A 26180-nucleotide genomic window follows, 5' to 3' on the forward strand; every position below is an offset into this window, starting at 1 on the left:
ACGTTTAGCCCGCCAGATCCAGCTTCGAGGCCACGGTCGAATCCGCATTGAGCCGGTAGATGATCGGCACGCCGGTGGCGAGCTCGCGCTTCAAAATGCCTTCCGGCGACAGCTTCTCCAGCACCATGATCAGCGCGCGCAGCGAATTGCCGTGGGCAGCGACCAGCGTGCGCTTGCCGTTGAGCACGGCGGGCAGGATCTCCTGCACGTAGTAGGGCAATGCGCGCGCGAGCGTGTCCTTCAGGCTTTCGCCGCCGGGCGGCGGCACGTCGTAGGAGCGGCGCCAGACATGCACCTGCTCCTCGCCCCACTTCTTGCGCGCATCGTCCTTGTTGAGGCCGGAGAGATCGCCATAGTCGCGCTCGTTCAGCGCGAGGTCCTTCGAGGTCGGCAGGCCCTCCTGGCCGAGCTCGCCGAGGATGAGATCGAGCGTGTGCTGCGCGCGCGTCAGCACCGAAGTGAAGGCGACGTCGAACACGAGGCCCTGCGCCTTCAACTTGCGGCCGGCTTCCTTGGCTTCCTTCACGCCGAGCTCGGTGAGGTCGGGGTCCTTCCAGCCCGTGAACAGGTTCTTCAGATTCCATTCGCTCTGGCCGTGGCGCACGAGCACGAGGAGACGTTCGCTCATTGACTGCTTTCCGTTGGGTTCGATCAGAAATCGGCGAGGCCGAGCACGTCGGCCATGGAGTAGTGCCCCGGCGCCTTGCCATGCGCCCACAGCGCCGCCTTGAGCGCGCCGTGCGCGAACAGCATGCGGTCCTCGGCCTGGTGCGACAGCGTCAGACGCTCGAACGGCCCAAGGAAGGTCACACTGTGGTCGCCGGCGACGGTGCCGCCGCGCAAGGAGGCGAAACCGATATTGCCCGGCCGGCGCGCGCCGGTGATGCCGTCACGGCCGCGCTCGGAATGTTCATCGAGGGTGACGCCGCGGCCGCTGGCTGCCGCCTGCCCCAGCATCAGCGCCGTGCCCGAGGGCGCATCGACCTTCATGCGGTGATGGGTCTCGACGATCTCGATGTCAAAGCTCTGGTCGAGCGCCTTGGCGACACGCTTGACCACGGCGGCGAGCAGATTGACGCCCAGGCTCATATTGCCCGACTGCACCACGACCGCGCGATTGGTGACGCTCTTGATCACGGCATTGTCGGAACCGGACAGCCCGGTGGTGCCGATGACATGCACGAGGCCGCGCTCGGCGGCGATCGCGAGATTGGCGATGGTCGCGGCCGGCACGGTGAAATCGAGGATGCCGTCGGCGTCCTTCGACATCGCCCAGAGATCGGCGGAGAGCTTGATGCCATTGGCAGGCAGGCCAGCAAGCACGCCGGCATCCTTGCCGAGCAGATCGGAGCCCGGCGCCTCCAGCGCGCCCGCCAGCACCGCGCCTTTGCTCTCGGCAATCGCCCGCACCAGCGCGCGGCCCATCCGGCCGCCGGCTCCTGCAACAATCAAGCGCATGTCGGACATGGTGTGATCCCTTTCGGAGGCCGTTGTAGCGGGGGGATGCAGTTCCGGCAACCGAGGCCCACGAACACGCGGCATGCTCCCACCCTCCCCTGGAGGGGGAGGGTCGATCGCGCGCAGCGCGAGCGGGGTGGGGTGACGGTCCCTCCGCGACGAACAGTGCCCGAGTGGAGAGATCACCCCACCCCGTCACGCAATCTCGCTTCGCTCGATTACGTGCCGACCCTCCCCCTCCAGGGGAGGGTAAGAGAGCGCCGCAATCGAAATCTACGACTCCGACGGCTGCGGGCCGTCATAGCCCTCGATGATGATGAGGTCGGCGATCGAGTGCGGCGCGCGTACCTTGATGTTGGCCTGGTATTCCGGCGAGTTGTAGCAGGCGATTGCAGCCTCGTAGTTCGGGAATTCAATCACCACGTTGCGGGTCCGACTCTGGCCTTCGACCGAGGTGAAGCGGCCGCCACGGACGACATAACGGCCGCCGTGCTTCTTGAAGATCGCGAGATTGGCGACGGCGTAGGGCTTGTAGCCCTCGTCATTGCTCACATCGACGCGTCCGATCCAATAGCCCTTTGCCATTGTTCTTCTCCCTTGTTGCTGCTGGTTAGCCGAGAGCTTGCGCGATCTCAGCGTGGATGGCGTCTGCGACAGCCCTGGGGTCAGCGGCTTCCACCACCGGGCGCCCGACGACGAGATAATCGGCGCCCGCGGTGATCGCGCGGCCCGGCGTCATGATGCGCTTCTGGTCGCCGCTGGCCGCGCCCGCCGGGCGGATGCCGGGGGTGACGAGGCTCATCTGATGGCCGACGATTTTTCGCAGGGCTCCGACTTCTTCGGGCGAGGACACGAGGCCATCGACGCCGAGCACCTGCGCCTGCTGCGCGCGCGCCTCGACCAGCTCGGAGACGCTGAGCCGATAACCGGCGGCGTGCAGATCATCGTCGTTGTAGGAGGTCAGCACCGTGACGGCGAGAATCTTCAGGCTGGCGCTGCCGCGGCCTTCGACGGCGCCCTTCATGGTCTGCGGATAGGCGTGCACGGTGACGAAGGTCGCACCCAGCCTGGCGACGCTCTCCACACCACGCGTCACCGTGTTGCCGATGTCGTGCATCTTGAGATCGGCAAAAACCTTCTTGCCCTTGTCGGCGAGCTTGCCGATCAGCGGCAAGCCGCCGGCATAGGCGAGCTGATAGCCGATCTTGTAGAACGAGACGCTGTCGCCGAGCTTCGCGATCATCGCCTCCGCGGCATCAACGCTCGGCAGATCGAGCGCAACGATCAGGCGGTCTTTCGGGGCGATTTCGGCTGGCGTCATGTCACCTCACATCATGCGTTGGGAAACGTCGATCAACTGCGCGACCAGCTCCTTCAACGCGGCGATATCGCCCTCGTTCTTCAGCCGGTCCATATCGTCATAGGCCTGGTCGGCAAAGGCGAGCGCGAGCTGGCTGGCAATCACATTGGCGTGGCAGGAGGTCAGGATCAGGCGCAATGCCTGCAGCGCGCGGGCGGCACCTAACCGGCTCTGCGAAGCGCCGGCGAGTGCAAAGGTGCGATCGCGGAACACCGCCCCGCGCGCCTCGTGCAGATCGTGGACGCGGCTGACCCAGTCGATCGCATTCTTGAGCAGCGGCGGCACCGAGGCATTGTATTCGGGCGAGACGATCAGCACGCCGTGATGCGCGCCGATCATGCGCTTGAGATTGATCGCGTTCTTGGGCACGCCGGACTTGGCCTGGAGATCGCCGTCATAGATCGGCAGCGGAAAATCGGCGAGCGAGATGCGGGTGACGTCGACGCCGGCCCGCGCGAACTCATAGGCAATGACCGCCGCCAGCTTCGCATTGTGCGAGCCGGTGCGCAGCGAGCCGGGAATGACCAGGATTTTAGGTGCGGACATCCGCTTCCATGCGTTCGGCGAAACGAGCCCGCCGCGCAAAGAGCAACGCCGGCGGAATTAGTCCTTGCGATACACCCAGACGCGGGCCGGCGGAAGGTTCATCCAGATCCGTTCCGAGGCCTCTGTGGACACGCCGGGCAGCGATTTCGGGATCGGCGGCACCACCGCATAGGTGAACTGAACGAAGGGCGCGCCGGGCGCGAGCGCCGTGAAGGCATCGCGAATGAGCCGCAGCCGCGTCAGCATCGGTTTCGTGACCAGCGGGAGGCCCGAGACAACCGCACCGGCGGGCGCGCCGAGCACGTTCCAGAGCGTGTCGCGCAGGCGGTAGGCATCGCCCTGTACGACCTTGGCTTGCGGGTAACGGTCGCGCAGCAGCGCGCAGAAGCCGGGATTGTATTCGACGAGGACGAGACGCTTCTGGTCGACACCACGCTCGATCAGCGCCGAGGTGATGGCGCCGGTGCCGGGCCCGAGCTCGACCACCGGTGCGTCGGAATCGACGTCGACGTAATGGGCCATGGTCCGGGCCAAGAGCTTGCCCGACGGCATCACCGCGCCCATGTGGAGGGGCTTTTCGATCCACGATCTCAGAAAGCGCACCTCGTCGTCGAGACGAGGCTTCTTCAACGCACGCGCGGACGATGGCAATGGCATGTCAGGACCGGACGGGACCGCGGGACGCGGCGTGTCAGAAAATGGTCATAAACAGGTATAGGCCGCAGGCGATACGGTCAAGCCGAGTCAGCCCGCCCGATTACCGAAGAAGTCCTTGACCTTGGCGAAGAAACCCTCGGATTCCGGCTGGGTGTTACCGGAGGAGAGCTTTTCGAACTCGGCCAGCAATTCCTGCTGCTTCTTGGTGAGGTTCTGCGGGGTCTCGACCACGACTTGAACGTACATGTCGCCGGTCTGGCGCGAGCGCAGCACCGGCATGCCTTTTGATGCAATGCGGAATCGACGGTTGGACTGGGTCCCGGCCGGCACCTTCACCTTGGCCTTGGCCTTGTCGATGGTCGGCACCTCGAATTCACCGCCAAGCGCGGCCGTCACCATCGAGATCGGCACTCGGCAATGCAAATCGGCGCCGTCGCGCTGGAAGAACTGGTGCTGGGCCAGCGACAGGAAGATGTAGAGGTCGCCCGGCGGACCACCACGGACGCCGGCCTCGCCTTCGCCGGCGAGCCTGATCCTCGTGCCATCCTCGACACCTTGGGGAATGTTGACCGAGAGCGTGCGCTCGCGGGTGACGCGGCCCTGGCCCGAGCAGGACGGGCAGGCGTCCTCGATCATCTGGCCACGGCCCTGGCAGCCCGGGCAGGTGCGTTCGAGCGTGAAGAAGCCCTGCGACTGCCGCACGCGGCCAGCGCCGCCGCAGGTCGAGCAGGTCTTCGGCTTGGTGCCGGCCTTGGCGCCGATGCCCGAGCAGGCCTCGCAGGTGACCGAGACCGGGATCTCGATCTGCGCGGTCTTGCCGCCAAAGGCTTCCTCGAGCGTGATCTCCATGTTGTAGCGCAGATCGGCGCCGCGCTCGCGGCCGCCGCGGCCGCGCTGTCCGGCCATGCCGAACAGATCTTCGAAAATGTCGGAGAAGGAGGAGGCGAAGCCTGCGCCGAAACCGGCGCCACCGCCGCCCTGCTCGAAGGCCGCATGGCCGAAGCGGTCATAGGCCGCGCGCTTGTCCTTGTCCTTCAGGACCTCGTAGGCCTCGTTGATTTCCTTGAACTTGACCTCGCTGGTATCGTCCCCGGGATTGCGGTCGGGGTGGAACTTCATCGCCAGCTTGCGGAAGGACGATTTCAGGACGGAATCGTCAGCGGAGCGTTCGACTTCGAGGGTTTCGTAATAGCAGCGCTTGGTGGACATGGCGGGCTCGGTCTATCCAATCGCGAGTCAAGTCGGAGCGAAACGATGTCGCCACGCGACCATATAGGCAGCCTTCCGCCTTGCGGCAGAGGGCGACACAGCGGCGTTGAGAATAACGGCTGGGAATTGATCGATCGTAACGGGGCTGACTTTAGAAGCGTCTTGGCCCGTCCGTCCCGACACGACGGCCTCCCCCGTGAGGGAGGAGGCCGGTAGCGCGTGTGGGGTGCAAGCCGTCCGCATCATGACCCTCTCAGGGTTCAGGCGGACTTCTTGTTGTTCTTGTCGTCGTCGACTTCGGTGAACTCCGCGTCGACGACGTCGTCCTTGGCCGCGTCCTTCTTGGCGTCGGCCTCGGCCTGCTGCTTGTACATGGCCTCGCCGAGCTTCATCGAAGCCTGCGCCAGCGTCTGGGTCTTGGCCTTGATCGCCTCGGCATCGTCGCCCTTCAGCGCTTCCTTGAGGTCGCTGACGGCATCCTCGATGGCGCGGCGCTCGGTCTCGGCGACCTTCGAACCGTGCTCGGCAAGAGCCTTCTCGGTCGAATGCACCAGACCATCCGCCTCGTTCTTGGCCGTGACGGCCTCGCGGCGCTTCTTGTCCGCCTCGGCATTGGCCTCGGCGTCCTTGACCATCTTCTCGATGTCGGCTTCCGACAGGCCGCCGGAGGCCTGGATGCGGATCTGCTGCTCCTTGCCGGTCGCCTTGTCCTTGGCCGAGACGTTGACGATGCCGTTGGCGTCGATGTCGAAGGTCACCTCGATCTGCGGCATGCCGCGCGGAGCCGGCGGAATACCCATCAGGTCGAACTGGCCGAGCATCTTGTTGTCGGCCGCCATTTCACGCTCGCCCTGGAAGACGCGGATGGTGACGGCATTCTGATTGTCCTCAGCCGTCGAGAACACCTGGCTCTTCTTGGTCGGGATCGTGGTGTTGCGGTCGATGATGCGGGTGAACACGCCGCCCAGCGTCTCGATGCCCAGCGACAGCGGGGTCACGTCGAGCAGCAGCACGTCCTTGACGTCGCCCTGGAGCACGCCGGCCTGGATCGCGGCACCGATCGCCACGACTTCGTCCGGGTTGACGCCCTTGTGCGGCTCCTTGCCGAACAGCTGCTTCACGACTTCCTGGACCTTCGGCATGCGCGACATGCCGCCGACCAGCACCACTTCGCCGATCTCACCGGCAGTGACGCCGGCGTCCTTCAGGGCCTTGCGGCAGGGCTCGACGGTCTTCTGGATGAGGTCGTCGACCAGCGCCTCGAACTTGGCGCGGGTGAGCTTCATCGTCAGATGCTTCGGGCCGGTCTGGTCCGCGGTGATGAAGGGCAGGTTGATCTCGGTCTGCGTCGTCGACGACAGCTCGATCTTGGCCTTTTCAGCGGCTTCCTTCAGGCGCTGCAGCGCGAGCTTGTCGTTGCGCAGGTTGATGCCCTGCTCCTTCTGGAACTCGTCGGCGAGATAGCCGACCAGTCGCATGTCGAAATCTTCACCGCCGAGGAAGGTGTCGCCGTTGGTCGACTTCACCTCGAACACGCCGTCGCCGATTTCGAGAATGGAGATATCGAAGGTGCCGCCGCCGAGGTCGTACACGGCGATCGTGCCGGCCTTGGTCTTGTCGAGGCCATAGGCGAGCGCGGCCGCGGTCGGCTCGTTGATGATGCGCAGCACTTCAAGGCCCGCGATCTTGCCGGCGTCCTTGGTCGCCTGGCGCTGGGCGTCGTTGAAGTAGGCGGGAACGGTGATGACGGCCTGGTCGACCTTCTGGCCGAGATGGGCTTCCGCGGTCTCCTTCATCTTCTGCAGGATGAACGCCGAGACCTGCGAGGGCGAGTAGGTCTGGCCGTCGGCCTCGACCCAGGCGTCGCCGTTGGAAGCCTTCACGATCTTGTACGGAACGAGCTTCTTGTCCTTCTCGACCATCGGGTCGTCGTAGCGGCGGCCGATCAGGCGCTTCACTGCGAAGAACGTACGCTCGGGATTGGTAACGGCCTGGCGCTTGGCAGGCTGGCCGACGAGGCGCTCACCGTCGTCCGTCACGGCGACGATCGAAGGCGTCGTGCGCATGCCTTCGGAATTCTCGATAACTTTGGCGTTTTTGCCATCCATCACGGCGACGCACGAGTTCGTGGTGCCGAGGTCGATCCCAATGACCTTTCCCATGGTCCTGATATCCTTCTTTTTGCGGCAGGTTGGCTGGGCCCAGAAGGCACCCGAACCGAAACCCCCTAAGATCAAACATCCGCGATATTGCGATGATTGAGGCTCATATAGGAGGGGGGGAGGGGGCCGCAAGGACCGAAGCAACGTTTCGGCCGTGAAAACATTGGGTTTTAGGAGCTGATATCCGGGCTCAACCGCCCTTGCGGGTGAGGAAATATTAACAGGTGCGGAGATCCGCCACCCCCGCCGCGTGATCCGCCACACCCTGTTACGGCGGGGCCAAACCCGCTAAAAGGCGGGCCGGCCGACAGCCGCGCCAAGGCGGCTTCGCGCGACAATGCGGCCCGGTGGAAGACCATCGAACGGCCTCAATGTGAACCAATCAGAGTGCCCATGAAGCTGATCCGCCCCCTCGCCGCGCTCGCCTTTCTCATCGCCTCCGCGCTTCCGGCCCTGGCTGCCGACGCCGTCTTCCCGCCCGGCCTGCGCCTCGGCATGGTGCCGCTGGTCGGCCTCAGCACGGCAAAAACCTTTCCGGGCTTCGAGAGCGAGGACGGCAGCGTCAAGGTGCTGATCACCGAGCTGCCGCCGGCGGCCTATGGCGAGGTCGTGAGCGCCTTCAACTCCAATCCGGCCGGCGCTGGCGGCGTCAAGCAGGACAAGATCGAGAGTCCCGCGGGCCTTGCCTATTTCACCACCGAGAGCGGCAAGGCCGGCGAGACCCCGGTGAAGCGCTACTCGATGATCGTGCCGGGCGCCGGCTTCTCCGGCTATGTCGCGGTGCAGATCCCGGAGAATGCGACCAAGATCTATACCGACGAGGCGGTGCGGCAGATGTTTGCGAGCGCCACGACCCGCAAGCAGGTCTCGGCCGAAGAGCAGATCGCGCTGATGCCGTTCAAGATCACCGATCTCGCCGACTTCAAGGACATCCGCACGCTGGCGCCGGGCTCGAGCATCATCCTGGCCGACGGCAACGAGAGCGCAGGCTATGAGTCGAAGCCGTTCATGATCCTCGGCCTGATCGGCGCCACACCGCAAGCCGCCGACGATCGCGCTCGTTTCGCCCAGGAGGCCGCGCTGCAGATCCCCGGCGTGCGCGAATCCCGCGTCACCATGTCGGAGCCGATCCGCATCAACGGCCAGCAGGGTTTTGAGACCCGGATCGACGGCGTCAGCGGCAAGGACAAGACGCCGGTGACCGTGGTGCAGTGGATCCGCTTCTCGAGCGGCGGCGCCTCGCTGCGCATCATCGCCAGCGCCCCGCGCGACCAGTGGCAAGCCGCCTTCACCCGCTTCCGCGCCGTGCGCGACGGGATTCAGCCGAAGGGGTAGGCACGCTCGTCCAACAACCCCGGTGTCGTCCCGGCGAAGGCCGGGACCCATAACCACCGGGAGTAGTTGCAGGGCGAGCTGGTAACTCCGAGTCTTCGCAAAACTATTGTTGCGGCGTATGGGTCCCGGCCTTCGCCGGGACGACGACGCGTTGGCTGGCAGCCCAACCCCTCACCAATACCGGCTGCATTTTCGGGCTTCTGTTCGTATACGAACGGAACTAGGCTTCCCTCCCGTTGGATCATCCTGGAGGGAGACGAACGATGCTGGATCGGCGACAAATCCTCGCGGCGCTTGGAACGACGGCGCTGGCAACCCTCGCGCCAACCGCGCTGCCTGCAGCGGCATCGATCAAGCCGGACGATGCGTCCGCGCTGCTCGTGATCGACGTGCAGAACTGCTTCCTCCCCGGCGGCAGTCTCGCGGTGAAGGAAGGCGAGCAGGTGGTGCCCGTCATCAACAGAATCGCAAAAGCATTTTCGAACGTGGTGATGACGCAGGACTGGCACACGCCCGGCCACGTGTCGTTTGCGTCAGTCCACTCCGGCAAGAAGCCGTTCGAGACCATCGATCTTCCTTACGGCAAGCAGGTGCTGTGGCCGGACCATTGCGTGCAGGGCACCGATGGTGCGGCGCTATCGAAGGACCTGTCGATCCCGCACGCCGAGCTCATCATCCGCAAGGGCTTTCACAAGGACGTCGACAGCTACTCGGCCTTCCTCGAAGCCGACGGCAAGACCTCGACGGGTCTCGCCGGCTACCTGAAGGGCCGCAAGATCAAGCGCGTCTTCGTCGCTGGCCTTGCGACGGATTTCTGCGTCGCCTGGACCGCGCTGGACGCGCGCAAGGCCGGCTTCGAGGTCTATGTGGTGGAAGACGCCTGCCGCGGCATCGACACCCAGGGCTCGCTGGCAAAGGCCTGGGCCGACATGGCCAAGGCCGGCGTGAAGCGGATTCAGTCGAGCGATATTGCGGTGAGCGCGTAGGTGCCAATCAGTCATTCCGGGGCGATGCGCAGCATCGAACTCCGGTGCGCAATTGCGCACCTGAGAACCTCGAGATTCCGGGTTCGGCTCTGCGAGCCGCCCCGGAATGACGTCAACACTCAGTTCGTCGCGCCGCTCGACTCGTTGTTGTTCGCCGCAGGCGCGGCCTTCGCGCCGCCCTTGGCGACACCGACGAGGGCCGGGCGCAGCACGCGGTCGCCGATGGTGTAGCCGGCCTGCATGATCTGCACCACGGTGCCCGACGGCACCGACGCATCAGGCACCTCGTACATCGCCTGGTGGAAGTTCGGGTCGAACTTCTGGCCCAGCGGATCGAGCTTCTTCACGCCGTGCTTTTCCAGCGCGTTGAGCAGCGAGCGCTCGGTGAGCTCGACGCCCTCGATCAGCGAGATCAGGCCGGGATCGGCGGTGGCACGGGCCTCGGCCGGAACGGCATCGAGCGCGCGCTGGAGATTGTCGGCGATGTCGAGCACGTCGCGGGCAAAACCGGTGATGCCGTAGAGGCGGGCGTCAGCGACCTCCTTGGTGGTGCGCTTGCGCAAATTCTCCATCTCGGCCAGCGTCCGCAGCATGCGGTCACGCGCCTCGGCGGCTTCCTTCTGCAACATTTCGACCGAGCCGGGCTCGGGATCGTCGGGCATGATGTAGGGTTTTGACACCACGGGCTCGCCGGTCGCTGCAGTCGTGTCTTCGGGTTGCCGGTCTTGCTCGGTCATCGGCTCTAATCTCGAACTCGTTTCCAGGGATTGTTGGCCCGGATATCGTGCCTAAGCGCGCGAAAATCAAGCGCCCGTGATCGGCGCAAATGCCGGTCAGCCCCCCAGAAGCCGGCTGACGATGCGGGCGGCATAGTCCACGGTCGGGATCACGCGGGCGTAATTCAGCCGCGTCGGCCCGATCACGCCCAAAACACCGACGATGTGGCCGGCGGCATCCCGATACGGCGAGATGATGGTGGAGGAGCCCGACAGGGAAAACAGCTTGTTCTCCGAACCGATGAAGATGCGCACGCCTTCGGCGGTCTCGGCGCGGCCGAGCAGGTCGATCACGCCGCGCTTGGTCTCGAGATCGTCGAACAACAGGCGCACCCGCTCCAGATCCTCCAGCGCGTGCAGATCTTCCAGCAGATTGGCGTGGCCGCGGACGATGAGCTGGCGGTCCTCGCTCTCGCCGCCCGACCAGCTGGCGATACCGGCCGAGATCACTTTCTGTGTCAGCTGATCGAGCTCGGCGCGGGCTTGTCCGAGCGCGGTTTCGAGCTCGAGCCGCGCCTCGGCCAGGGTTCGGCCGCGAATCCGGGCATTGAGGAAATTGCCGGCTTCGGTGATCGCGGACGATGGAACTCCCGGCGGCAGCGTCAGCACGCGGTTTTCGACCTGGCCGTCCTCGCCGACCAGGATCACCAGCGCTTTTTCCGGTTCCAGGCGGACGAATTCGATGTGCTTGAGCCGGGCATTGGATTTCGGCGTCAAAACCACCGCCGCGGCGCGGGTCAGGCCCGACAGCCGCGTCAGCGCCTGGTCCAGCGCCGCCTCGACCGACTGGGCCTGGCCGACCGTGGCAAGCTGGCTCTGGATCGACTGCCGTTCGGCCTCGGTGAGATCGCCGACCTGCATCAGGGCGTCGACGAAGAAGCGCAGCCCGAGTTCCGTCGGCAACCGGCCCGCCGAGGTGTGCGGGGCATAGATCAGGCCGAGCTGTTCCAGGTCCGCCATGACGTTGCGGACCGAGGCCGGCGACAGCGGCATGGCGATCAGGCGGGAAATGTTGCGCGAGCCGACCGGCTCGCCGGTCGCGAGATAGCTTTCGACAATTTGACGAAAGATGTCGCGGGAACGCTCGTTGAGTTGGGCGAGGCCTGCGCGCGGCGCGATCAGATGGATCGGATCGTGATGGGCCACAGACGGTAACTCCTCTCAGATGCTCATAATTTGTCCATCCGGGACGGTTCTGACAAGCGTGGCGTTTGCGGGGTGGAAAACCGGGGGCGTATAAGCGCCGATCTTCCCCCTTGCCGCATACCCTCACCCCCCCTACAAGCACCGCGAACAGCCCTTTTCCGAGAGTTTTGGAGGATTTCCCATGCGGCCAAGCCGCCGTGCGCCCGACGAATTGCGCCCCGTGACGCTGGAGCGCGGCGTGGTCAAATATGCGGAAGGCTCGTGCCTGGTGAAATTCGGCGACACCCATGTGCTGGTCACCGCTACGCTGGAAGACCGCCTGCCGCCGTGGCTGAAGGGCCAGGGCCGCGGCTGGGTCACCGCCGAATACGGCATGCTGCCGCGCGCGACCTCCGAACGCACCCGCCGCGAGGCCTCGGCCGGCAAGCAGAGCGGCCGCACGGTCGAGATCCAGCGCCTGATCGGGCGCTCGCTTCGCACCATCGTCGACCTCGAAGCGCTCGGCGAGCGCCAGATCACGGTCGATTGCGACGTGCTCCAGGCCGACGGCGGCACGCGCACGGCCTCGATCACCGGCGCCTGGGTCGCGCTCGCCGACTGCATCAGCTGGATGAAGGCGCGCAACATGATCAAGGCCAACGTGATGCGCGACAACGTCGCCGCGATCTCCTGCGGCATCTACAACGGCACGCCGGTGCTCGACCTCGACTATGCCGAGGATTCGGAAGCCCAGACCGACGCCAATTTCGTCATGACCGGCGATGGCCGCATCATCGAGGTGCAGGGCACCGCCGAACGCGAGCCGTTCACGGAAGCCGAGTTCCTGGCGCTGATGGCGCTGGCGCGCAAGGGCGTCGCGCGTCTCGTGGACTTGCAGAAACTGGCTGTCGCGTAGTCAATAGGCCCATGCACCGCCGAATCACCGGAAAGCTCGTCATCGCCACCCACAATCCCGGCAAGCTCGCCGAGATGAAGGAGCTGCTTGCGCCGTACGGGATCGAGGCGGTGTCGGCCGGTGAGCTCGGCCTGGACGAGCCCGAGGAGACCGGCAACGACTTCCGCAGCAATGCCACGATCAAGGCGATCGCGGCCGCGCGCGCGACCAAGCTTCCGTCTTTCGCCGACGATTCCGGTATCGTCGTCGAAGCGCTCGACGGCGCACCCGGAATCTACAGCGCGCGCTGGGCCGGTCCGACCAAGGATTTCAACGCCGCGATGGCGCAGATTGAGCGGCTGCTGCAGGAACGGGGCGCGACCACGCCTGCGAAGCGCAGCGCGCATTTCGTCTCCGCGCTCTGCGTGGCCTGGCCCGACGATCATCTCGAAGAGGTCGAGGCGCGCGTCGACGGCACGCTGGTGTGGCCGCCGCGCGGCACCGCCGGGTTTGGTTACGACCCGATGTTCCTGCCTGATGGTCATGCGCGCACCTTCGGCGAGATGGAAAGCATCGAGAAGCACGGCCTGCCGCCGCTCGGCCTCGGCCTGTCGCATCGCGCCCGCGCCTTCGTGAAACTGGCGGAGATCTGCCTTGAGCCGCGCTAAGGAAGCTTTTGGCGTCTACGTGCACTGGCCGTTCTGCCTGTCGAAGTGCCCGTATTGCGACTTCAACAGCCATGTTCGCCACGCCGCGATCGACGAGGCGCGCTTTGCTTCGGCCTTCGCGCGCGAGATCGCAACGACCGCCGAGCGCGCGCCCGGCCGCGAGGTCACCTCGATCTTTCTCGGCGGCGGCACGCCGTCGCTGATGCAGCCTTCAACCGTCGGCGCGGTGCTCGATGCCATCGGCAAGCACTGGACCGTCGCACGCGATGTCGAGGTGACGCTGGAAGCGAATCCGACCAGTGTCGAAGCCACGCGCTTTGCCGGCTATCGCTCAGCCGGCGTCAACCGCGTCTCGCTCGGCGTGCAGGCGCTCGACGATGCCTCGCTGAAGGCGCTGGGCCGCATGCACAGCGCGCGCGAGGCGCTCGATGCCGTCGCCATCGCGCGCCGCTCGTTCGACCGCTATTCGTTCGACCTGATCTACGCCCGCCCCGACCAGACGCCGGCGATGTGGGCCGACGAGCTGCGTCTGGCGATCAGTGAAGCGGCCGAACATCTGTCGCTCTATCAATTGACGATCGAGGAAGGCACGCCGTTCTTCGGCCTGCACCAGGCCGGCAAATTGAAGACGCCGGACGAAGCCGTCTCGCGCGCGCTCTACGACGTCACGCAGGAGACCTGCGACAAGCTCGGGCTACCCGCCTACGAGATCTCCAACCACGCGCGACGCGGCGCCGAGTGCCGGCACAATCTGGTCTACTGGCGCGGCGAGGAATATGCCGGCATCGGCCCCGGCGCGCATGGCCGCCTCGACATCGACGGCGTGCGCCATGCCACCGCCACCGAGAAGCGTCCCGAGGCCTGGCTGATGCGCGTCGAGACCAACGGCCACGGCGTCGTCACCGACGATCTCCTCAACAGCGAGGAGCGCGCCGACGAATTCTTGCTGATGGGATTGCGCCTCGCCGAAGGCATCGACCCCGAGCGCTACAAGGCACTCTCGGGCCGCCCGCTCGACCCCAAGCGCATCGCGTTGTTGCGCGAAGAGGGCGCGATCACGGTCGATACGACGGGACGGTTGCGCGTGACGAGCAGCGGATTCCCGGTGCTGGACGCGGTGGTTGCGGATCTCGCGGCGTAACGAGATCTCGTAGCCCGGATGGAGCGAAGCGTAATCCGGGACGGTCTCGCCGCGCGCAAAGAACCCCGGATTTCGCTGCGCTCCATCCGGGCTACGAAACCACTACGCCCCAAAACTCTTCGGCGAGCCCGCCACCGCAACACCACCACCCGTCGTCACCTTCATCACCGCGAGGCCGCGCTCATTGGTGCCGTCGGCGCGGAAGCGGAACAGGCCGTCGATGCCGGCGAAGCCGGAGGGGTTGGTGAGCACATCGGAGGAGAAGCGCTGGCCGCCTTGCGTACGCGCCAGCGCGGCGACCAGCGCGACGGCGTCATAGGCGAGTGTCGCGGTGCGGATCGGCTCCGCGCCGTACTTCGTGCGGTAGCGGCCGGAGAAAGCGCGGAAGCCGGCCGGATCGGGCGCGGCATAGAGGCCGCCCTGCAGCGCCGCGCTCGCATAGACGCGCGGATTGTCCCACAGGCCGGTGCCGAGCAGCTGGATGTTGCGCAAATTCGCGCCCGCCGCGGTCATCGCATCCGCGACCGTCACCACCGCATCGCCGTCGTCGGCAATGAACAGCGCATCCGCGCTGCCGAGCTGCTGCGCCACGGTCCGCGCCGGGGTGGCGCGATCGGCGCCGTATTTCTCGAACGCGACGATGCGCCCGCCGCGCCGCGGCACCGCCGCCTTCACGGCGGCCTCGACGACATTGCCATAGGCGTTATCGGGCAGCAGCACGGCAAAGGAGCGCTTCCCGATGCTGGCCGAATATTCGACGATGCGGTTGACGTCGGACTCCGGCAGGAACGAGAGCAGATAGACGCCACGGCCGGCGATGCTGGAATCGGTCGAGAACGCGATCACCGGGATGTTGCGGGCGCGCGCGACCTGCGCCACCGCCGGCACCGATTGCGCGAACAGCGGCCCCAGGATGATCTCGGCGCCCTCCTCGACAGCCTGCTGCGCGCCGGCCTGAGCGCCCTGCGGGCTGCCATTGTCGTCCTTGATCAGCAGCTGGATGTTCGGGTTCTGGAACTCGGCCAGCGCCATCTCGGCGGCATTGCGCATGGACTGCGCGGCGAGACCCGCATTGCCCGCGGCCGAGAGCGGCAGGATCACCGCAACCTTGACCCCGCCGCTGCCGGCGGTCGTCGCCTGTTGCGGGGGACCTGCCGGCTGGGCCGGCGGCGCAGAGGAGCTCGAGAACGGATTGGAGAACTGGCTGAGGCTCTGCTGCACGCCGGCGCAGGCCGACAGCAGCGGCGTGCCGAGCAGCAGGCCGAGCGCGCTCCGCCGGGTCGCGCCCGATGACAGGGGCCCCGGAACGGGAGATTTTGGATGACGCGGGCCCAGCATGACAGCTTCTCTTCCGGCCGGCTCTCGCCAGCCGGTCACAACATTCTTTGCCGCGACACAAGCCGCGGATTCAGGCATAGTGTCGGCAAATAGTTAACCAAAACAAAAGGATAATGACCGCTTAACGCGGCTACCTTCCCGTCCCGGCCAGCTGTTCGCCGTTCGTCGCGTAGCATCAAGGCGGCGTTTCCGTCGCGAATATGGCACGGGAGCCCTCACTCCCCCTCGACGTGACCTTGGGTCGATCACATTCCCGTCCGTTCCTCGCCCCTCACCTTGGCACGATCTTTTCGAAGAGCAGTTCCCAGCCATGGGGATCGTGCCTAAGTTGACTTCATTATGCGCGCAAAGCCGGCCCCGATAAATACGCCTGAAGACCCAGACGCCGCCCCACGCGGCTTCTCCATCGATGCCCATCGGCTCCCGGCCCCGAAAGCGGCGCCGGGCCTCCACCTGGTCGCGACCCCCATAGGCAATCTCGGCGATATCACCTTGCGCGCGCTGCAGACGCTTGCCGGCGTCGACGTGATCGCCTGCGAGGACACCCGCATCACGCGCCGCCTGACCGAGCGCTACGACATCGCAGCAACGCTCAGGCAATATCACGAGCACAACGCCGAAGCCGCGCGCCCGAAGATCCTGGAGGCGCTGGCGCAGGGCGGTTCGGTGGCGCTGGTATCGGATGCCGGCACGCCGCTGATCTCCGATCCCGGCTTCAAGCTGGTGCGCGAGGTCTGCGCCGCCGGCCACGCGGTTTATGCGCTACCCGGCCCGTCCTCGGTGCTGGCGGCACTGTCGGTTGCGGCCCTGCCGACCGACCGCTTCTTCTTCGAAGGCTTTCTGCCGGCGAAATCGGCCGCGCGGCGCAGCCGCATTGCCGAGCTCGCCCACATCGATGCGACGCTGGTGATGTTCGAATCCGGCAACCGCGTGCAGGACACGCTGGCGGAGCTCGCCGAGATCATGGGGACGCGCGAGGCCGCGATCTGCCGCGAACTGACCAAGCTGCACGAGGAGATTTCGCGCGCAGCGCTGCATGAGCTGGCACGCGACGCTGCGACCCTGGAGACGCGCGGCGAGTTCGTGCTGGTGATCGCTCCACCCGCGCCCGATGCCGAGGTGCTGACATCGAATGCGCTCGACGATCTCCTGCGCGAGCAGCTCGCCGCGAACAGCGTCAAGGATGCCGTTGCGCACGCCGTCGCGCTATCGGGCCGGCCGCGCCGCGAGGTCTATGCCCGCGCGCTCGAGCTCGCAAAGGACCAGCGAGGCGGCGATGGCGAAGGCTGAAGTGCCGGCGGAACCGAAAGTCGCCGCGCCCGAGCGCGTCGCCGCGTTCCGCACCGGCATCTCCGCGGAAAGCCGCGCCGCCGCCTATCTCATGGCCAAGGGCTACCGCATCCTGGCAAAGCGCTACCGCACGCCGCATGGCGAGATCGACCTCGTGGCGCGCCGCCGTAACCTGATCGCCTTCGTCGAGGTCAAGGCGCGTGCCAGCCTCGATGACGCCGCCTACGCCGTCACGCCCCGCCAGCAGCAACGCATCATCAACGCCGCCCAAGGCTGGCTCGTGGCGCATCCCGAGCATGCCGAATTCGAATTGCGATTCGACGCCATGCTGATTGCGCCGCGCTCGCTTCCGCGCCATGTGTTGGCGGCATTCGACGCCTCGACCTGAAAGGCAGACCATGAAACTGAACGTCGCCGTCCAGATGGACCCCATCGCCCGCATCAACATCAAGGGCGATTCCACCTTTGCGCTGCTCTTGGAGGCGCAGAAGCGCGGCCATGGCCTGTCCTATTACACGCCCGACAAGCTCTCGATGGTCGGCGAGGAGCTGGTCGCGCCGGTGCAGCTCCTGACCGTGCGCGACGAGCCCGGCGATCATTTCACCCTCGGCGAACCCAAGCGCGAGGCGCTCAACGGTTTTGACGTGGTGCTGCTGCGCCAGGACCCGCCGTTCGACCTCGCCTACATCACCTCGACGCACTTCCTGGAGCGCATCCATCCGAAGACGCTGGTGGTCAACGACCCCGCCTCGGTGCGCAACGCGCCGGAAAAACTGTTCGTGATGAACTTTCCGCAGCTGATGCCGCCGACGCTGATCTCGCGCGACCTCGACGAGATCAACGCGTTCCGCGACCAGCACGGCGCCGTCGTGATGAAGCCGCTGCACGGCCATGGCGGCGCGGCGGTGTTCCGCGTGATGCCGCAGGACATGAATTTTGGCTCGCTGTTCGACATGTTCTCGGTGACGTTCAAGGAACCCTGGGTGATCCAGCAGTTCATCCCCGAGGTGAAGCACGGCGACAAGCGCATCATCCTCGTCAACGGCGAGTTCGCCGGCGCGGTGAACCGCGTGCCGGCCGCCGACGACCTCCGCTCCAATATGGTGCGCGGCGGCGCGGCGCAGGAGACCGAGCTCACCCCGCGCGAGCGCGAGATCTGCGCCACCGTCGGCCCGGCGCTGCGCGAGAAGGGCCTGCTGTTCGTCGGCATCGACGTCATCAACGGCAATCTCACCGAGATCAACGTGACCTCGCCCACCGGCATCCGCGCCATCTCACGGCTCGGCGGCCCCGATGTGGCGGCGAAGATCTGGGACGTGATCGAGCAGAAGCGGAAGAGGTAGCTTCGTCGCCGCTCTCGTAGCGCGGATGGAGCGCAGCGTAATCCGGGATCTGCGCGCGTGGTGGGATTGTTCCCGGATCGCGCTTCGCTCCATCCGGGCTACGCGTTCAGCCGCAGAATCCCCGGGCGCGCCGGACTGTCTCTGACGGATACAGGCCGAATGCCGAGCGGTACGATGCAGCAAACCGGCCCATGTGGGTAAAGCCCCACTTCAATGCGACCTCGCTGACCGGAAGCAGATTCTCCGGTCGCGACAGCTCGTCGTGGATCGCCTCGAGTCGAATTCGCCGCAGATAAGCGACGGGCGTCGTCCCGTGGATCCTGCGAAATCCTGACTGCAGCAACCGGCTGCTGATCCCGACGTTGCCGGCAATATCCGCGATCGTCAGCGGCAGATGGAGATTGGCCCGCATGTACTCGACAGCGCGCCTGATGTGGCGCGGCGGCGCATCCAACGGCTGGCGGTTCAAGCGGTCGATCAGCCGATGGGGGACATTTTCGAGGATCAGCTGCATCGCCGCCTCCGAGAGTAAGGCGCTGGCTTTCGGAGAGCGCGCCAGGATCCCGTCATACAGGCCGGCCGCACTGGCACGGACGAGCTGATAAAGGAGTTGCCCCGCGCTGGTCGACAAGTCGAGCTTCGGCGTCAGATCGAGATCTTCCAGTGCCGCGTTTCCGAACGTCGCAGACAGCGCCTTGGTCACCACATCGGTGTGCAACGTCAGCGTGACGCTCGAATATCTGCCGTCCACCGCTTCGACGCTCTGCTCCTGCAATCGCGGAAGCGATACGACCGCCACTTCGGAGGATGTTCGCTGGACGCTCTTTCCCGCAATGAGCATGTCGGCCTTGCCGGCGTTCAGCAGGCTGATCGCAAGCTCGCCGCCTGAATCGCCGTACGAATAGCGCCAGTCCCAACCTGCGGACAGCTCCGCCCGCACGACGTCCATGCCGGCTCCGACTGCAACATCCGCCTGCCAGCGGAATGAACCGTCGGGCTTCGGCGCGGAGTGCGCGTTGATCCCGTGAGGCCGGAGCATCTCAAGCAACGCCTGAAACGACGACCCCGATCGTGCGGGAGATGCGGCGAGTATATCTTCGGCCATGCGCTATCCATCGTTCGGGGCGTCCGCTCGTGCGGTAGATGCATCACCACGCTAGCACAATTTCGGTGAATTCGGGTCAGGTGCCCGCGCGCGATATCCGATTGCCGCACCAGACATCCAGATCGCGCAATCGCGCCGCGACGGGCAGGCCAGAATCCGAACGCCTCCATCCCGAATGCGCCGGCGTGCATGGACTTGCGGCGCGGTTGGCCTAAATCCCCCCGACTGCCTCAAACAGGTAATGAAAGCATGCTGACAAGAACAATTTGCGCGCTCACGCTCATGGCCCTTTCGTCGATGCCGGCGCAGGCCGACAGCTGCGCAGACCACTATCAGAGCAGCGGCGTTCCGTTGGTGACGGGCACGACCCACAAGGTCTGGATGATCTTCCCGTCCGTCAGGACCGGTGCCGCTCTCGACAAGGTCTCCCGCGCCGTTCTGGCGGAGGGCTTTGTCGACGTGAACGTAGACAAGGCGCTGGGGACGCTGACCACGCAACAGGAGACCACCGGATCCGGACGGCCGCAGACGTTGCGCGTCGTCGTTCGCAAGGAGGGCAAAGGCAGCCGCGTCGATGCGGTGTTCATCATGCCGCCGGGCCAGGTGGCGCCAGGCATCAGCAACAATCTCTGCCGCGTCGTGGATGCGGCCGGCCGGTAGATCCGCCCAACCGTGAACTCGTGAATGAAACAGGAAATCCCAATGCGCATCGATCACGTCTTGAAAGTTGTCTTGATGACCGGCACCGGCACCCTGATGCTTTCGGCCTCCGCGATGGCCGCTCCGTTGCAGAGCGTCGTGGGAGTCACGGGCGGAGTTCCGGCGCTGACCGAGAAGGTCTGGTGCCGTTACGGACCGTGCTATGACAACGGCGCCGGTGTCGGCGGACTGGTCGGCGGCCTCATCGGGGGTGCTATCGCGGCCGGTGCGGCCACTGCTGCCGCGCAGCAGGAAGCCGCGGCCGCCCAGCAGCACGCCGCCTCATGCGCCCAGCGTTACCGATCCTACGATCCGGCATCGAACACATACGCGGCCAAGGACGGCCGGCGGTATCCCTGCCAGTAAGGCTTGGAGCGCGTCGCGCCGGGCTTCGAAGCCGCAGCGCCCCGCCGTCGTCCCGGCGAAGGCCGGGACCCATAACCACAGGCCTTGGTTTGGCGAAGACTCGTCGTTGGTACTTCTATCGCCCATAATCGAAACATCACGCGGTATGGGTCCCGGCCTTCGCCGGGACGACACCGGTGATGTGGCGTGATGTTTCCATCTTACGACCATGGTCGTGCAGCTCGAACATACGCGCCACTAACCACCCGTTCACCATGATGCCCCGCGCCTCATCCAAACGCGCGATCCGGCATGCGTGAATCTACGGGGCCGCTGGCCGACTGAATAACGCCACGTTCACCATCTGCCGAAAACCAGCATCGTGACCGGCCGGCGCGTTCGGGCTCGCAACAACCCTTATACTTTTACTCCCTACTCATCGACGCAGGGGAACCCGCCAGGTGCGGTTCGAGTGACCCGCGTAAGAGTAAAAGCGTATGAACACCGCACGCATTGTCGTTCTCGTCATCGCGCTGGGCGCCGGCGGCGTCGCTGCGTATCTGGCGAGCGGCTATCAGAACGCGCCTGCGCCCGCCGCGCCCGTCGCCGAGAAGCTGCCGACGGTCGAGGTTCTCATTGCGAAGAACGACATCCAGCTCGGCCAGGCCGTAAAGCCTGACGACCTGCAATGGCAGTCCTGGCCGGCGGCGACCGCGAGCAGTGCCTTCATCCGCCGCGACGCCAGGCCCGACGCCCAGATGCAGCTCGCCGGCGCGATCGCACGCGTCCCGTTGATGCAGGGCGAGCCGATCCGCGAGCAGAAGCTGGTGAAGGCCGAGGGCTCCGGCTTCATGGCCGCGATCCTGCCCTCGGGCATGCGGGCCGTCTCCACCGAGATTTCCGCCGAGACCGGCGCCGGCGGCTTCATCCTGCCGAACGACCGCGTCGATGTCGTCCTGACACGCCGCCTGAAGAATCCCGACCCCAGCGGCGCAACCGCCGGCAACGACCTCATCGTGTCCGAGGTCATCCTGTCCAATATCCGCGTGCTCGCGATCGACCAGGCGCCGAAGGAAAAGGACGGCCAGACCGCCGTGATCGGCAAGACCGTCACGCTCGAGCTCAAGCCCGATCAGGTCGCGACGCTGTCGGCCGCGCGCCAGGGCGGCACGCTCCAGCTCGCGCTGCGCAGCATCGTCGATGTCAACGCGACCGAACTCACGGTCGAGGATCAGGCGGCCAAGCGTTCCGACGGGGTCAACGTGATCCGTTACGGGGTGCAGGTGCGGCAACTGACGTCACAGAAGTGATGGGGATAGCATGAACTACGGGGATGATCGGACGGGCCTGCGCATTCGGGGGAATCGCGCAAGCACGTTCTGGACGGGGGCGATGCTGATGCTGGGGCTGCTCGCAGCCCCCGACATGGTCAGCGCTGCTGCAGATGCGCCGGTCGGCGACCAGGCACCGATGCAGGTGCCGGATCTCGGTGTGTCGACGGTCGGCTCGATCGCGCCGGCGAAGACGCGTTTTCTCTCGCTTGGCGTCGGCAAATCCGTCGTCATCGACCTGCCGCGCGAGGTCAAGGACGTGCTGGTGGCCGATCCCAAGATCGCCAATGCGGTGATCCGCTCGGCCCAGCGCGCCTACATCATCGGCGGCCAGGTCGGCCAGACCAACGTCGTGTTCTTCACCGCCGACGGCCAGCAGGTCGCCGCCTACGACATCGCGGTGAAACGTGATCTCAACGGCATGCGTTCGGCGCTGCGCCAGTCGCTGCCCGGCGTACAGATCGAAGGCGTCGGCGACAGCGTGATGCTGACCGGCTCGGTGTCGAGCCCGGTCGAGGCCCAGCAGGCCGGTGACGTCGCCGCAAAGCTCGTCGGCGGCTCCGAGAAGGTCGTCAACAACATCGTCGTGCGCGGCCGCGACCAGGTGATGCTCAAGGTCGTCGTCGGCGAAGTGCGCCGCGATATCGTCAAGCAGCTCGGCGTCGATCTCAGCGCCAGCCTGAACGCCGGCACCGCGGTGGTGAATTTCAACAACTCCAACCCGTTCTCGGTCTCGGGCGGCCCGCTCGTCAGCAGCAACGGACTCGGTGTGACCGGGCTCGCAAAAGGCGTGGCCACCGTCAACGCCACGATGCGCGCGATGGAAAGCGCCGGCGTGATGCGGACGCTGGCTGAGCCGAGCCTGACGGCGATCTCCGGCGAGTCCGCCACTTTCATCGCCGGCGGCGAATTCCCGATCCCTGCGGGCTATTCCTGCGATCCGGTCACCCACGTCTGTACCACCCAGATCACCTACAAGAAGTTCGGCATCTCCCTGAACTTCACGCCGGTCGTGCTCAGCGAGGGACGTATCAGCCTGCGCGTGATGACCGAGGTCTCGGAGCTGTCGAATCAGAACGCCATCTCCGTGACGCAGGCGGTGTCCTCGGGCACGACCAGCTCGATCACCATCCCCTCGATCCAGACCCGCCGCGCCGAGACCACGCTGGAAATTCCCTCGGGCGGCTCGATGGCGATGGCCGGCCTGATCCAGCAGCAGACCAAGCAGGCCATCAACGGCCTGCCCGGCGTCGACCAGGTGCCGATCATCGGCGCGCTGTTCCGCAGCCAGGACTTCGTCAACAACGAGACCGAGCTGATGGTGATCGTGACGCCCTATGTGGTGCGCGCGGTCGCCCAGAAGGAATTGTCGCGGCCGGACGACGGCTTCGCGCCGGCCTCGGACGCGCAGACGGCGCTGCTCGGCCGCATGAACCGCCTCTATGGCATCGCGCGGCGCGTCGATCCAATCGACGGCAATCGCGGCGATTTCGGCTTCATCATCGACTGAAACGAACGGTTTGGGGACCGGGACAAGAGGGGATCAAGCGATGACGAAGACGACAGCGGATCGACGTCGCGGCTTAAGCGTCGCGCTGGCGCTGACGGGGCTCTCCGTCATGCTCGGCGCCTGCAACACCACCGGCGAGATCGTCACCCAGACGGTGCCGACCGACTATCGCCAGCGCCACCCGATCGCGGTGCAGGAAGGCAAGAAGTCGATCGTGATCTTCGTCGGCAAGGCGCGCGGCGGCCTCTCGGACGCGCAGCACTCCGACGTCGCGGGCATCGCCCGGAACTGGGTGCGCGAAGGCACCGGCTCCGTCGTCGTCGACGTGCCTGTAGATACCGCGAATTCGCGCGCCGCGGCGGCGACCTATCAGGAAATCCGTTCGGTGCTGGCATCCGGCGGTGTGCCGGCGCGCGCCATCGTCAAGCATCCCTATCGGCCCGAGGATCCCGGCCTGCTGCCCACCATCCGCCTCAGCTATTCCAGGATCGCCGCGGTCGCCGGCCCCTGCGGGCTGTGGCCGGAGGACGTCGGGCCGTCCATCCTCGACCCCGGCTACAACGAGAACCGGCCGTACTTCAATCTGGGCTGCGCCACCCAGCGCAACCTCGCGGCGATGATCGACAATCCCGCCGACCTCGAGCAGCCGCGTTCGGAGACACCGGTTTACACCGCGCGGCGTGACGTCGCCTTCGACCGCTATCGCAAGGGCACCCCGATCGCCACTCCCAATCCCGACGCCGAGAAGGCCAAACTCAGCGACACAGGCAAATGACAGGCTTCAACGACGAAGAAGAAGCGGACGATCCGCGGCACCCCGAGGAACACATTGCACCGGTTCCTCGCATCTCCGTGCAGGCCTTTTGCGAGACCGACCAGACGCTCAAGGCGGTGACCGCCGCGGGCGAGGATCGGCGGCTCGCCAAGGCGCATCTGACCGCCAGGGAAGGCGGCTTAGCTGCGGCAATCGAAGTCTATGAATCGATGCCGACGCCGAATGTCATCGTGATCGAATCCGACGGCACCCGCGACATCCTGGAGGGTCTCGACGATCTCGCCGGCGTCTGCGATCCCGGCACCCGCGTCGTCGTGATCGGCAATCCCGGCGACACCGCGCCCTATCGCGAGCTGGTGCGCCGCGGCGTCAACGATTACGTCGTCGGCCCGGTCGAGACGCTCGACGTGGTCCGCTCGATCTGCAGCCTGTTCTCCGCGTCCGAAGCCATCATCACCGGCCGCGTCATCGCGGTGGTAGGCGCCAAGGGCGGCGTCGGCGCGTCCACCGTCGCGCACAACGTGGCCTGGACCATCGCCCGCGACCTTTCGCTCGATTCCGTCGTGATCGATCTCGACCTCGCCTTCGGCACCGCAGGCCTCGATTACAATCAGGACCCGGCGCAGGGCATCGCCAATGCGGTGCTGTCGCAGGACCGCCCCGACACCGCGCTGATGGAGCGCCTGCTCGCCAAATGCACCGATCGCCTCAGCCTGCTCGCTGCGCCCGCCACCCTCGACCGCGTCTATGATTTCGGCGCCGAAGCGTTCGACGCGGTGTTCGACACGCTGCGCATGACCACGCCCTGCATCGTGCTCGACGTTCCCCATCAATGGTCCGCCTGGACCAAGCGCGCGCTGGTCACCGCCGACGACATCGTGATCGTGGCCGAGCCCGATCTCGCCAACCTGCGCAACACCAAGAACATGCTGAGCGTGCTGAAGGCGGCGCGGCCGAACGACCGTCCGCCGCTGTACTGCATCAACCAGGTCGGCATGCACAAGCGCGCGGAGATCGAGGTCAAGGCGTTCGCCAAGACCATGGAGAGCCAGCCGATCGCGGTGATCCCGTTCGATTCGAAGCTGTTCTCGACCGCGGCCAATAACGGCCAGATGATCGCGGAGGTCTCCAAGAACCACCGCACCACCGAGCTGTTCCAGACCATGGCCAACCGCCTCGCCGGGCGCGGCGAGGTGAAGAAGCCGAAGCGCTCGCTGCTCGGCCCGCTCTTGAAGAAGCTGAAGGGCCGCTCGGGCCGCGGCTCCGCCCCGCATCGCAAGGCGTCGTAGGCTTCGCGTTCAGAAAACGCCGCGAGCGGGCTACTTCTCGGCCCGCTGCTGCTGCTTCTTCGCCAGCAGCTGGCGCAGCGCCGTGACCTTGGCCGCGGCCTGGTCCGGCGGCAAATCTGCCTTCACGAGGATTTCAGCCTCGGCCTCGCGGCCTTGCAATCCCAGCACGAGCGCGAGATTGGCGCGGATCCGCACATCGTTCTGATTGCGCTGATGGGCGCGGCCGAGCACCTGTTCGGCCCGCGGCAGATTGTTCTGGAGCATGTAGGACAGGCCGAGATTGGACAGAACCTGCGGCTCGTCCGGCACGATCTTCAAGGCGGTCGCGTAATATTGCTGCGCTTCCTCGTTGCGGCCGAGCTGATCGAGCGCCGCCCCCTGCGCCGACAGGATCCGCCAATCGGGATCCTCGGGCGAATGCGCGCGGCCCAGCACGTCGAACGCCTGCTGGAAATTGCCGTTGTCGGCGAGCGCGCGGCCGTAGCCGGCGAGCAGCGCCTTGTTGCTGGGATGGGCGAGCACGGCCTGCTCGAGCACCGCGACCGCCTGGGCGCGCTGGCCGGTGTCCCGCAGCGCCTTGCCGTATTCGATCGCAATGGCGGGATCGCTGGGCTTGGCGCGATAGCGCTCGCGCAAGCCGTCCATGTCCGACTTGGCGTCCGCCTTGCCGGCTGTTTCCGTCTTGCCGCCGAGCGCGCCGGTGACGTCCTCGAGGCTCGTCGTCTGACAGCCGCCGAGAGCAAGCGCGATGAGGGCGGGAAGCAGCAATCTCGCCGGGGGGAAGGCGAGGGACGAACGCTTGGGCATACTCTGATCACTCGGCAACTGATCAGAGAT

27 protein-coding genes are annotated in these 26180 nt (G+C 66.0%); 14 read left to right on the forward strand and 13 right to left on the reverse strand.

Annotated elements, in window-relative coordinates; translation table 11 throughout:
- Positions 1-4: 4 nt before the first annotated feature.
- The 8 genes from N2603_RS00755 to dnaK form a co-directional block, all read right to left on the reverse strand.
- Positions 5-628, reverse strand: coding sequence for a 2,3-bisphosphoglycerate-dependent phosphoglycerate mutase (locus tag N2603_RS00755; RefSeq protein ID WP_260387332.1), 624 nt, complete (start codon positions 626-628; stop codon positions 5-7).
- 23 nt (positions 629-651) lie between these two features.
- Positions 652-1467, reverse strand: coding sequence for a 4-hydroxy-tetrahydrodipicolinate reductase (dapB, locus tag N2603_RS00760; protein WP_260387333.1), 816 nt, complete (start codon positions 1465-1467; stop codon positions 652-654).
- A gap of 264 nt (positions 1468-1731) precedes the next feature.
- A complete protein-coding gene (locus tag N2603_RS00765; RefSeq protein WP_260387334.1) occupies positions 1732-2043 on the reverse strand; it encodes a DUF1330 domain-containing protein in 312 nt (103 codons plus the stop codon).
- Positions 2044-2068: 25 nt separating this feature from the next.
- Positions 2069-2779, reverse strand: a complete 711-nt coding sequence (gene pyrF, locus N2603_RS00770; protein ID WP_260387335.1) for an orotidine-5'-phosphate decarboxylase — start codon at positions 2777-2779, stop codon at positions 2069-2071.
- A gap of 6 nt (positions 2780-2785) precedes the next feature.
- Positions 2786-3364, reverse strand: a complete 579-nt coding sequence (locus tag N2603_RS00775) for an NADPH-dependent FMN reductase (protein ID WP_020607974.1) — start codon at positions 3362-3364, stop codon at positions 2786-2788.
- A 57-nt stretch (positions 3365-3421) separates the two neighbouring features.
- The gene (locus N2603_RS00780) at positions 3422-4021 is read right to left on the reverse strand and encodes a class I SAM-dependent methyltransferase (RefSeq protein ID WP_018645015.1); all 600 of its coding nucleotides are present in this window, start codon (positions 4019-4021) and stop codon (positions 3422-3424) included.
- A gap of 87 nt (positions 4022-4108) precedes the next feature.
- Positions 4109-5230 carry a molecular chaperone DnaJ gene (gene dnaJ / locus N2603_RS00785; protein WP_018645014.1) on the reverse strand — a complete coding sequence of 374 codons (1122 nt, stop codon included), beginning with the start codon at positions 5228-5230 and terminating at the stop codon, positions 4109-4111.
- Positions 5231-5490: 260 nt separating this feature from the next.
- A complete protein-coding gene (gene dnaK, locus N2603_RS00790; RefSeq protein WP_018645013.1) occupies positions 5491-7392 on the reverse strand; it encodes a molecular chaperone DnaK in 1902 nt (633 codons plus the stop codon).
- A 393-nt stretch (positions 7393-7785) separates the two neighbouring features.
- On the opposite strand from dnaK, the gene N2603_RS00795 reads away from it, so the two are divergent.
- Positions 7786-8727 (forward strand): hypothetical protein, encoded by a 942-nt coding sequence (locus tag N2603_RS00795; protein WP_026312304.1) that lies wholly within the window; start codon positions 7786-7788, stop codon positions 8725-8727.
- 263 nt (positions 8728-8990) lie between these two features.
- A complete protein-coding gene (gene pncA, locus N2603_RS00800) occupies positions 8991-9713 on the forward strand; it encodes a bifunctional nicotinamidase/pyrazinamidase (protein WP_260387336.1) in 723 nt (240 codons plus the stop codon).
- Between the two features lie 119 nt (positions 9714-9832).
- Here the strand turns inward: pncA and grpE are convergent, their stop codons facing one another.
- Positions 9833-10450 carry a nucleotide exchange factor GrpE gene (gene grpE, locus N2603_RS00805; protein ID WP_018645010.1) on the reverse strand — a complete coding sequence of 206 codons (618 nt, stop codon included), beginning with the start codon at positions 10448-10450 and terminating at the stop codon, positions 9833-9835.
- A 96-nt stretch (positions 10451-10546) separates the two neighbouring features.
- The gene (gene hrcA, locus N2603_RS00810) at positions 10547-11635 is read right to left on the reverse strand and encodes a heat-inducible transcriptional repressor HrcA (protein ID WP_260387337.1); all 1089 of its coding nucleotides are present in this window, start codon (positions 11633-11635) and stop codon (positions 10547-10549) included.
- Positions 11636-11816: 181 nt separating this feature from the next.
- On the opposite strand from hrcA, the gene rph reads away from it, so the two are divergent.
- From rph to hemW, 3 genes are read left to right on the forward strand one after another with little or no spacing between them, the layout of a single operon-like run.
- Complete coding sequence (gene rph / locus N2603_RS00815; RefSeq protein ID WP_018645008.1) at positions 11817-12530, forward strand: ribonuclease PH; 714 nt, start codon at positions 11817-11819, stop codon at positions 12528-12530.
- Between the two features lie 11 nt (positions 12531-12541).
- A complete protein-coding gene (gene rdgB / locus N2603_RS00820) occupies positions 12542-13177 on the forward strand; it encodes an RdgB/HAM1 family non-canonical purine NTP pyrophosphatase (RefSeq protein WP_260387338.1) in 636 nt (211 codons plus the stop codon).
- Entirely contained in the window at positions 13164-14318 is a 1155-nt protein-coding gene (gene hemW, locus N2603_RS00825; protein ID WP_260387339.1) for a radical SAM family heme chaperone HemW, read from the forward strand. The genes rdgB and hemW overlap by 14 nt, the downstream gene beginning before the upstream one ends.
- 102 nt (positions 14319-14420) lie before the next feature.
- On the opposite strand, the gene N2603_RS00830 is transcribed toward hemW, so the two are convergent.
- Entirely contained in the window at positions 14421-15656 is a 1236-nt protein-coding gene (locus N2603_RS00830) for a penicillin-binding protein activator (protein ID WP_260387340.1), read from the reverse strand.
- Positions 15657-15995: 339 nt separating this feature from the next.
- Between N2603_RS00830 and rsmI the strand changes: the two genes are divergently transcribed.
- The 3 genes from rsmI to gshB are packed head-to-tail and all read left to right on the forward strand — an operon-like array spanning position 15996 to position 18289.
- Entirely contained in the window at positions 15996-16946 is a 951-nt protein-coding gene (gene rsmI, locus N2603_RS00835) for a 16S rRNA (cytidine(1402)-2'-O)-methyltransferase (protein WP_260387341.1), read from the forward strand.
- A complete protein-coding gene (locus tag N2603_RS00840) occupies positions 16933-17334 on the forward strand; it encodes a YraN family protein (RefSeq protein ID WP_018645003.1) in 402 nt (133 codons plus the stop codon). The genes rsmI and N2603_RS00840 overlap by 14 nt, the downstream gene beginning before the upstream one ends.
- A gap of 10 nt (positions 17335-17344) precedes the next feature.
- Positions 17345-18289 (forward strand): glutathione synthase, encoded by a 945-nt coding sequence (gene gshB / locus N2603_RS00845; RefSeq protein WP_260387342.1) that lies wholly within the window; start codon positions 17345-17347, stop codon positions 18287-18289.
- A 106-nt stretch (positions 18290-18395) separates the two neighbouring features.
- Here the strand turns inward: gshB and N2603_RS00850 are convergent, their stop codons facing one another.
- Complete coding sequence (locus N2603_RS00850; protein ID WP_260387343.1) at positions 18396-19394, reverse strand: AraC family transcriptional regulator; 999 nt, start codon at positions 19392-19394, stop codon at positions 18396-18398.
- A gap of 249 nt (positions 19395-19643) precedes the next feature.
- On the opposite strand from N2603_RS00850, the gene N2603_RS00855 reads away from it, so the two are divergent.
- From N2603_RS00855 to N2603_RS00880, 6 genes are all read left to right on the forward strand, one after another.
- A complete protein-coding gene (locus N2603_RS00855) occupies positions 19644-20054 on the forward strand; it encodes a hypothetical protein (protein ID WP_260387344.1) in 411 nt (136 codons plus the stop codon).
- 42 nt (positions 20055-20096) lie between these two features.
- The gene (locus N2603_RS00860) at positions 20097-20459 is read left to right on the forward strand and encodes a BA14K family protein (protein ID WP_260387345.1); all 363 of its coding nucleotides are present in this window, start codon (positions 20097-20099) and stop codon (positions 20457-20459) included.
- 476 nt (positions 20460-20935) lie between these two features.
- A complete protein-coding gene (gene cpaB / locus N2603_RS00865) occupies positions 20936-21748 on the forward strand; it encodes a Flp pilus assembly protein CpaB (protein ID WP_260387346.1) in 813 nt (270 codons plus the stop codon).
- A gap of 10 nt (positions 21749-21758) precedes the next feature.
- Positions 21759-23279, forward strand: a complete 1521-nt coding sequence (locus N2603_RS00870; protein ID WP_260387347.1) for a type II and III secretion system protein family protein — start codon at positions 21759-21761, stop codon at positions 23277-23279.
- Between the two features lie 40 nt (positions 23280-23319).
- Positions 23320-24054, forward strand: coding sequence for a CpaD family pilus assembly protein (locus tag N2603_RS00875; RefSeq protein ID WP_260387348.1), 735 nt, complete (start codon positions 23320-23322; stop codon positions 24052-24054).
- A complete protein-coding gene (locus N2603_RS00880; RefSeq protein ID WP_260387349.1) occupies positions 24051-25343 on the forward strand; it encodes a CpaE/TadZ family protein in 1293 nt (430 codons plus the stop codon). The genes N2603_RS00875 and N2603_RS00880 overlap by 4 nt, the downstream gene beginning before the upstream one ends.
- Positions 25344-25373: 30 nt before the next feature.
- Here N2603_RS00880 and N2603_RS00885 read toward each other — a convergent pair whose 3' ends face one another.
- Positions 25374-26150, reverse strand: coding sequence for a tetratricopeptide repeat protein (locus N2603_RS00885; protein WP_260387350.1), 777 nt, complete (start codon positions 26148-26150; stop codon positions 25374-25376).
- Positions 26151-26180 lie beyond the last annotated feature (30 nt).

Source organism: Bradyrhizobium huanghuaihaiense (genome assembly GCF_025200885.1).
Taxonomy (GTDB): domain Bacteria; phylum Pseudomonadota; class Alphaproteobacteria; order Rhizobiales; family Xanthobacteraceae; genus Bradyrhizobium; species Bradyrhizobium huanghuaihaiense.